Source organism: Deltaproteobacteria bacterium (assembly GCA_030654105.1).
Lineage (GTDB): Bacteria > Desulfobacterota > SM23-61 > SM23-61 > SM23-61 > JAHJQK01.
Window position 1 is genome coordinate 1 of record JAURYC010000331.1, and the last position, 2,511, is coordinate 2,511.

General features: G+C 49.3%; 4 protein-coding genes. All 4 read right to left on the reverse strand.

The features are described from left to right. Nucleotides 1-195, reverse strand: a 195-nt coding sequence (locus Q7V48_14610) for a cobalamin-dependent protein (protein MDO9211958.1), incomplete at its 3' end; no start/stop codon positions are given. An 87-nt stretch (nt 196-282) separates the two neighbouring features. Then, entirely contained in the window at nt 283-609 is a 327-nt protein-coding gene (locus Q7V48_14615) for a hypothetical protein (protein ID MDO9211959.1), read from the reverse strand. A 26-nt stretch (nt 610-635) separates the two neighbouring features. Continuing rightward, on the reverse strand, nt 636-1,487 hold the full coding sequence (locus Q7V48_14620; protein ID MDO9211960.1) for a 3-hydroxybutyryl-CoA dehydrogenase: 852 nt from the start codon (nt 1,485-1,487) through the stop codon (nt 636-638). 113 nt (nt 1,488-1,600) lie between these two features. Then, nucleotides 1,601-2,383, reverse strand: coding sequence for an enoyl-CoA hydratase-related protein (locus Q7V48_14625; protein ID MDO9211961.1), 783 nt, complete (start codon nt 2,381-2,383; stop codon nt 1,601-1,603). Nucleotides 2,384-2,511 lie beyond the last annotated feature (128 nt).

The window sequence follows — 2,511 nt, forward strand, 5'->3', positions numbered from 1 at the left end:
TGAAAGGATACTTATCCCTATTGCGTCTACGTCTTCCTGGACGGCAGCGTTGACAATCTGCTCTGGAGTTTGGTGGAGGCCGGTATAGACAACCTCAAACCCTCCATCCCGTAAAGCCCGTGCTACCACCTTAGCCCCGCGGTCATGACCGTCAAGTCCAGGTTTGGCAATCAAAATCCTTACCCTCCGTTCCATCTTTCCTCCCGGTATCCCGATTAACGCCGAAAACATCTCCGAAGACATCACATGTTTCCTGCAAGCCTGAACCCTGGGCCGCTTTCCTCAACTTTCCCCTTTTTCCTTTATGGCGGAAACTGAATGATTGCGAATGATCAAGTTTTCTAAGGCCTTCTCTTGCACGTCCGGTCTTTCAGCACAACTGCCGAAACAGCCGTTGATAATGAGCAGCAGATCAGCTTCTTCGTCCGGTGGCACCCAACGAACATCCGGTAAATCCCGGCGGAGAATCTGAGCCACTGCCCCCCGGTCAAAAGAAGGGTTGCATCCCCCACAGAATTTTACCGCCAGCCTGGGACTTAAGATTTTCCGGCTGGCAGTTTCTCTTTTTTCGAACCAGCGCCGAATTTGGGAGATGGTTTCCTGGGCCAATTTTTCCTCATCGCTCGCCGCGCCGTTCACTTGGAGTAATTGTAGAAACCTTTACCTGTTTTTCGCCCAAAGTGGCCGGCCCGAACCATCTTCCTCAATAACGGGCAAGGACGATATTTGGAATCTCCCAACTCTTTATAAAGGTTTTCCTGTACCATCAAGAGGGTATCCAAACCTACTAAATCAGCTAACGCCAGGGGTCCGATGGGGTGGTTGGCCCCTAGCATCATCCCCTGGTCGATGTCTTCGGCCGAAGCAATCCCTTCCTGTAACACGAAGATGGCTTCATTGATCATCGGCACGAGAATCCGGTTGACCGCGAAACCCGGAGCTTCATTTACGGCAATGGGGGTTTTCCCCATTTTTTCCGCCAGAGTCTTGATCACGTTAAAGGTCTCTTCCGCAGTGGATTGTCCCTTGATAATCTCCACTAACTTCATCACCGGTACAGGGTTGAAAAAGTGCATACCGATAACTTTTCCTGGACGTTTGGTTGCCGAGGCGATTTCTGTGATGGAAAGGCCCGAGGTATTGGAAGCCAGAATCGCTTCCTTGACGCAAAGTTGATCCAGTTCCTTATACACTTGCTTTTTAAGATCCATATTTTCTACCACAGCTTCGATGACCACATCGGCACTTTTGACGGCAACAGCCAGGTCTACCACCCCTTTGATCCTGGAAAGGACCCCCTCAACTTGCTCTTGGGTCATCTTTCCCTTAGCGATTGCCCGTTCGTAATTTTTCTTAATGGTATTTAATCCCCCCTGGACGAAACGGTCCTCGATGTCCCGCATGGTAACTTCGCAACCCGCTTCAGCCGCTACTTGGGTGATTCCCGAACCCATCAGTCCTGCGCCCAGTACACAGATCTTTTTAATCTCCATTATTCTCTCCTTTCCGAGAATAACCGTTAGGTGCGAGAGCGTTAGGCGTGAAAGCGATAATTATCATATACCCCTTACGCTTTGCGCCTTACGCCTCACGGTCTTTTCTATTTTCCCTTAAAATTTGATGGCCGTTTTTCAATAAAAGCCTTCGCTCCTTCGTCTTTGTCCTCAGTAGCAAAACAGACGCTTTGGCATTGTGCTTCCAGATCCTGGCCTCCGCGCAAAGACATGGCCAGGCCTTCGTTGATCGCTTTTTTAGCCATTTTAATGGCCACGGGACCTTTACTCATTATTTTTTTGAGTAATTTCTTGGCCTCTTCCACTGCTTGGCCTTTAGGAACGACCCTTTGGACCAAACCTATCCGCAGGGCCTCCTGGGCATTGATGCGTTCATCGGCAAAAATGATTTCTTTGGCTTTGCCCGCTCCAACCAAGCGGGGAAGGCGTTGGGTTCCCCCATATCCTGGAATGATACCCAAAGATACTTCGGGTTGTCCGAAGATGGCGTTTTCTGCGGCGATGCGCATGTCACAGCACATAGCCAACTCATTTCCGCCTCCCAGAGCAAATCCATTAATGGCGGCGATTACCGGCCGGTCAAAGGCCTCTATTTTATCGAAAATGCGCTGACCGCGGGCCATAAACGCCGCCGCAGAATCACCTTTGACCTGATTAAATTCTGATATATCCGCCCCAGCCACGAATGATTTCTCCCCTCCGCCGGTAATGATCACTCCTTTGACTTCAGGATTCCCTGCCAAAGCTTCGAAAATTCGATCCAACTGCGTAAGGATGGGCTGATTTAAGGCATTCAGCGCGGGTTGGTTGTCGATCGTTACAACAGCAATTCCTTCCTCAATCTGACAACGGACAAACTCTTTTTCCATAAAATCCCTCCTCGTTTATTTCTATGGGTTGTTTAATCCAAATCACAAGGTAAGAGACCTTGGGATTGAAAATATATCCACTCTTTTGTTCGGTACGCGTAAATAAGTCGTAAAAGGCAGCCGGTTTT